The organism is Microcystis sp. LE19-10.1B, from assembly GCF_027530565.1.
In the GTDB taxonomy this organism is placed as follows: Bacteria; Cyanobacteriota; Cyanobacteriia; order Cyanobacteriales; family Microcystaceae; genus Microcystis; species Microcystis aeruginosa.
Genome location: NZ_JAPZQM010000003.1, coordinates 1 through 5,394 on the forward strand (window position 1 = coordinate 1; position 5,394 = coordinate 5,394).

At 41.1% G+C, this 5,394-nt stretch carries 1 protein-coding gene and 1 pseudogene; both read right to left on the minus strand.

Going from position 1 to position 5,394, the window contains the following annotated elements:
* On the minus strand, positions 1-2,333 hold a 2,333-nt coding region (locus O9332_RS00065; RefSeq protein ID WP_288023196.1), incomplete at its 3' end, for a non-ribosomal peptide synthetase.
* Between the two features lie 15 nt (positions 2,334-2,348).
* Positions 2,349-4,904 (minus strand): annotated as a pseudogene (locus O9332_RS00070) (condensation domain-containing protein); the annotation flags it as partial.
* Positions 4,905-5,394 lie beyond the last annotated feature (490 nt).

A 5,394-nucleotide genomic window follows, 5' to 3' on the forward strand; every position in this document is an offset into this window, starting at 1 on the left:
GGCTGACAGCACCAGATAGTAGTCTCAACCGCTACTTCTGTTGGTCCATAAGCGTTATATAATTCACAGTTTAACTGCTGAAAAAATCGTTGATTGAGTTCATAAGATAAGGCTTCTCCCCCGACAATTACTCGTTTTAAATAGTGGCAATCTTTGCTCTTGGGATGTTGCAGAAAAACTCGCAATATTGAGGTAACACAAGTGAAATAAGTTACTTGTTCTTGCACAATTAAATCTATTAAATAATCTATATCTTTATACCCGTCAGGTTTAGCCACGACTAGAGAAGCACCAGATATTAAAGACGAAAAAATTTCCCAGACTGAACCATCAAAACTCAAGGAAGTAATTTGGAGAATGCGATCTTCAGAGGTAATATTATAATGACCAATAGTATATTTCATAGTATTACAAATTCCTCTATGAATATTCATCACGCCTTTGGGTTTTCCCGTTGAACCTGATGTATAAATAACATAGGCTAAATTCTCAGGAGTCGTTAGATTGAAGGGATTTTCTGGACTATAGGTAGCTATCTTTTCCCAATCCCTATCTAAACACAGTAACTCGGCCCCAGTTTGGGGAAGAAAATCCCCTAAAGATTCCTGAGTTAACACCAAAGAAACACCCGAATCTGAGAGGATATCCCCCAAGCGCTCGGTAGGATAATCCGGATCTAAAGGTACATAAGCTCCCCCGGCTTTTAATATCCCTAATAAACCGATGACCATCCCTAGGGAACGCTCCATAAAAATCCCGACCAAACTTTCTGGACCTACACCCTTATCTCGTAAACAGTGAGCTAACTGATTGCCCCGGTTATTTAACTGTTGATAGGTTAATTTTTGTCCTTCAAAAATAACCGCTATTCCCTGCGGATTCTGTGCAACTTGTTCCTCAAATAATTGATGTAAAGACTTATCTAAAGGATAATCTGCCTCGGTATTGTTCCACTCTACTAATAACTGATGTTGCTCTTGTGTTGTCAATATAGGTAATTGTGTTACCCGTTGCCGAGTATCAGTAACAATCCCTGTTAAAATAGTCTGTAAATGTGCTGCCATCCGTTCAATCGTATCCTGAGTAAAACGGCTAGTATCATAGACTAACTGAATCAGTAACTCTTGTCTAGGAATAGCAACCACCGTCAAAGGATAATTAGTTTCCTCAAAATTCTCCACATCCTTAACCCTTAAGGATTGACGAGAATCTCTCGATAACGCTTCTCTAGGATAATTCTCAAAAACGACCAAACTCTCAAACAGGGGAATCCCCGGTGGAATATCACTTAATCTCTGTATTTCAGCCAGAGAAACATAAGCATAATCCTGAATTTCTGCTTGCTTTTGCTGTAATTCCTGTAACCAAGATAGCAATAAATCTGATTCTCTGATGGAGACTCGCAGCGGCAATGTATTAATAAATAATCCTACCCTATGTTCTACCCCTGATAAATCATGAGGGCGACCAGAAACCGTAACCCCAAATAAAACTTCTGACTCCCCACTATAGCGACTGAGAAGAATCGCCCAAGCGGCCTGTACTAAAGTAGATAAGGTCAGATTATGCTTTTGCGCCAAAGATTGCAGGTCTTTGGAGTGAGAAGCCGATAAATGACAGTTATACTCTTTATAAGTCGGCTTACCTTCAGATTTCATTAACTGGAGTCTGTCCACCCTCAGGGGGGTGGGAGTCATAAACCCTTCAAGAGTTCGCTGCCAAAAACTCTCAGCAATAGATGGGTTTTGCTGCTGTAACCAAACAATATAATCTTGATAAGGACGCGGCAAAGGAAGATGATAACTTTTCCCTTGAATACCTGCCTCATAAAACCCTAAAACTTCTTGATAAATAATAGGCATACTCCAACCATCCAGAATAATATGATGATGATTGCAGAGGAATTTATAAGTTTGGTCCGATAGTTGAATCATCAAGCAGCGCATTAAAGGAGCAACTTTGAGTTCAAACCCTTGTTGACGCTCTGTTTCTAACAATAAATCTAAACGTTGTTGTTGTTCTGTGGGGGAAAGATTGCGCCAATCTTGATAATCCCAAGGCAAATCAACCTTTTTTCGCACAATTTGCAGAGGGTTTTCCCGTTTTTCCCAAAGAAATAGAGTCCTTAATACCGAGTGACGCTCTACAACTTTTTCCCACGCTTGCCTAAAAACTGCAAGGTTAATTTCTCCCTCCAGAGTAATTAGAGTTTGACTACAATAAATCCCTGAATCAGGAGTATAAAGACTATGAAAGAGCATCCCTTCCTGCATGGGGGAAAGAGGATAAATAGACTCCACATTTTTGGCGGGTTGATTTTTTGTGTCTGCCATGAAAGATTCTCCTTATTAGTCAATTTCTGCCAGAATATCGTCTAATTCCTGTTGATTCAAGTGCGCTACTGGAAAATCTGAGGGAGTGTAACCCCCAGCATCAGGAGATAAACAATGCTCAATCAATTTCAGCAAAGCTTCTTTATAGCTGCGCCCTAAATATTCTACCGTCGAACGTTCATAGATGAGATCGCTATAAGTCCAGTTTACTTGTAACTGTCCCTCGATAACTCTGGCCGTAATCTCTAATAAATGACTACGATGTCCCTTAAGACTGTGATTAGGCCCCTTAGACTCATCCGCTAATTTCCAATCCCCTTTTTGCAATTGTCCTTGCTCAAATTGACCTAAATAATTAAACAAAACTTCTCTGGCAGGAATTTCAGCTAATTGAGACTTAATATCAGCATCATCACTCAAATATCGCGAAATTCCATAGCCAATTCCCCTGTGAGGAATAGCTCGTAACTGTTCTTTAATAGATTTGAGCCGCTCACCGGGGTGATTTTCGGGGGGGAGTCGCAAAATAACCGGAAAAAGACTGGTAAACCAACCTACCGTCCTCGATAAGTCAACCTCACTGAACAAATCTTCTCGTCCGTGTCCTTCCAAATCAAGAGATATGGTCAAATTTTCTGTCCATTCTGTCAAAGTTTCCGCTAAAGCGGTTAACAAAACCTCATTAATTTGAGTGTTATAGGCAGCGGGGACTTTTTGCAAGAGGGCCCGGGTTTGTTCTTCATCTAGAGTCACCGTGACATCATTTGCCGTCGCTACTGTATTGTATTGTTTTCCAGCCTCGTTATCTACAGGTAAATTTCTCGCCTCTAACCAAGGTTGAGTTAACCAATAGTCTAATGGCTCTTTCGCTTTTTGCCCTTGTCCATAATCCCTCAAGAGAAGTGCCCAATCCTGAAAGGCTATGGTTTTAGGTGGAAGTTCTAGATTCTCCCCCCTTTCTAGCTGTTGATAAGTCATTAATAAATCTTCTAACAAAATTCGCCAAGATACACCATCAACCCCCAAGTGATGAATAATAATCAGTAACCGACTGGGTTGATAGGGTGCCAATTCAAATAGTACCGCCTTGATTAATAGTCCAGTAGAGAGGTTTAAACTTGCCTGTTGAGTTGTTGCCATTGCTAAGAGAGTTTCCCCTTGCTGAGATTGAGGAATAGAAGACAAATCAATCACTTCAAAAGGTACTTCCTCCGGCATTCCTTCATTAACTTGTTGCCATTGTCCTTCCTCCACAGTAAACCGTAACCGCAAAGCGTCATGATGTTCAATTAATTTTCTCAGAGATTGAGCTAACAAATCAGCTTTCAGGTGACGGGGAACTTCTAAGAGGACAGACTGATTAAAGTGGTGCATTTCAGCGCGATTTTGCTCAAAAAACCACAGTTGAATGGGAGTGAGAGGCACAATACCCGTCACTAAACCCTGTTTAGCTAATTCGGCTGTGGAATAATCGGCAACTGTAGCTAGTTCAGCAAGAGTAGGATATTCAAATATCTGTTTAGGGGTAATCTTCAACCCGGCTTGACGAGCGCGAGCGACAACCTGAATACTGAGAATAGAATCGCCCCCAACTTCAAAAAAGCGGTCATAACGACTCACTTGTTTAATTCTGAGAACATCTTGCCAAATACTGGCCAAAATCTTTTCTTTCTGAGTATGCGGGGGGACAAAATCCTGCTCAGATGTCCAAGGTATCTCAGGGAGGGGTAAACTGGAACGGTCAATTTTTCCATTGGGAGTCAGAGGGAGAGTTTCTAAGGAGACAAAAAGAGCCGGAATCATATACTCTGGCAATTTCTGTCCCAAGAAACGACGCAAATCCTCAGTATTTATCGGACCATTTTCTCCTACTAGATAAGCGACTAACCTCTTATTCCGATAGGAGTCTTCCCAAACCTTCACCACCTTTTGCTTAACTTGGGGATAAGTCCCTAGAGTTGCCTCAATTTCTCCTAATTCAATGCGGAAACCCCGCAATTTTACCTGATTATCACCCCGCCCCAAAAAATCAATATTTCCATCGGGTAAATATCGGGCTAAATCTCCTGTTTTATAGAGTTTGGCATTGGGTTCATTACTAAACGGATTGGAGATAAATTTCTCGGCGGTTAATTCAGGTTGATTCAGATAACATCGAGCTAACCCTTTACCCCCGATATATAAATCACCAATAGTTCCTAGAGGAACCGGTTGCTTAAAAGAGTCCAGAATATAAACTTGAGTATTGGCAATAGGCCGGCCGATACTCGGTTGTCCATGGTGTCCTTTAGGCACTAAGCTAAAAGTGGAATAAGTGGTATCTTCTGAAGGACCGTAGAGATTATAAACATTCTTAATGTTTTCCTGCTGGTAAAGCTTCTGTACCAATTGATTAGACAAAGCTTCTCCGGCGAGGTTTACCGTTTGCACAGTCTCAGGTATCGCCTCAATTTCCAGCAGTTGAGCGATCGCTGTAGGTACGGTATTAATTAATGTTACCTCTTTGGCTGCACTTAAACTAGGCAAATCTAGAACATTCTGGGCCAGAATAATCTTACCCCCCACAGCCAAGTAGGGCTGATTCATTCTCTCTTATGTCATTCTCTCAACTCCTTATCTGGCAACGTTTTTAGTCGATTTCTCGGAAATACATAGGGTTTGCGGCAAAAAGTTTTTCGTGGTAGGGTGTGGGGTGTGGGGTTTTACCCATTTTCAGGTGGTCAATTACCTAATTTTCAGGGAAAAAGTCCAGGGATTTTCCCCCCAATCACTCCAATGGTCGGCACTTTTTGAGGGAAAAAAAGTCTAACAACCTTATCCAACAAGGTTGTTAGATTTATTCAGCAAGCCCTACATAGCTGAAAATTTGTCAAAACGTCGTGCTTTGTAGGTTGATTCATGAATCAACCCTACCCTGCCCTAGGGTCGTTTCATTCTCTCAAATGTCATTCTCTCAAGTCCTTATCTGGCAACGTTTTTAGTCGATTTCTCGAAATACATAGCTGAAAATTTTTAAAAACGTCGTGCTTTGCTTACCTCATAAGCGATTAAAGGTAGCAAA